Origin of the sequence: Sulfolobus sp. B1, assembly GCF_007050195.1 — an archaeon.
Classification (GTDB): domain Archaea; phylum Thermoproteota; class Thermoprotei_A; order Sulfolobales; family Sulfolobaceae; genus Saccharolobus.
This window is the reverse complement of sequence record NZ_QIMI01000307.1, coordinates 1-814: the sequence shown is the minus strand read 5'-3', so window position 1 is coordinate 814 and position 814 is coordinate 1. Positions and strand designations below refer to the sequence as shown.

The 814-nt window shown below is 36.7% G+C and carries 1 protein-coding gene; it reads right to left on the bottom strand.

Features of this window, described 5'->3' with window-relative positions; all coding sequences use genetic code 11:
• Positions 1-257: 257 nt before the first annotated feature.
• Positions 258-814 (bottom strand): aquaporin (locus DMP16_RS10355; RefSeq protein WP_185957873.1); only part of this gene is annotated, 557 nt, incomplete at its 5' end.

Here is an 814-nt window from a genome sequence, read left to right as displayed (position 1 = left end):
TAAACGCTCTTCCTATAAATAGTTATGGGGAGTAAAGATGAAAAGTGATTAAGCTATCACCAGGGATGCCTACAGTAATAATTGAAGTGGATCATTCTTACGGATAGTATATTTTCTAGTAATTATCTTAAAAATTATAGATTTCGCTCGCCCTATTCGGATCCGTTTGTCTAATAGCGTTCATATTTCGATAAATAAAGAAGCTGAAAAAATGCCTTTAAGGAGAACTCAATTGGAGAAAAGTAAATAAAAACTCCTTATTTCTTATTATTGCTTTTCAGATACTTAAGATACGGTTTCAATACGCAGTCCCAGAATAAAGCACCTAGAATGCCACCTATGAAATCAGGGATGCCATAAACGAAGAAATACTGTCCTCTAAAGTTAAATGCCCCTGACCTATAACCAAATAGGTAAAGAGCTAGCATTGGTCCCCAGCTTCTAGCCTCGTTTATCATACCTCCAGTCAATTGAGCCTCGAATAATAAGAATGGCATTACATAACCTATTCCTATAGCCCATGGGGCTAAGCTTTGATTGAAAAATGGTGAATCAGCATCAGTAACCGCTAGAACTATTAATAAGAGTAAGAAAGTCATTAGTAATTCAGCAAAAGCACCTATCCATAACGGGAATACTTGATTGACTTCAGAGTAAAGTGAAGTTCCACTCACAGAATTTGGTAGTAGTAATTTGCTTGGCCAATATTGACCCCAGAAGAACGGATTTGGATATTCAGTGAAGAACGATGCTCCTACTTGCGCATATAAAGGTTCCACAATATTATCTTGAATTCGGAATAGTAACTCTGGGC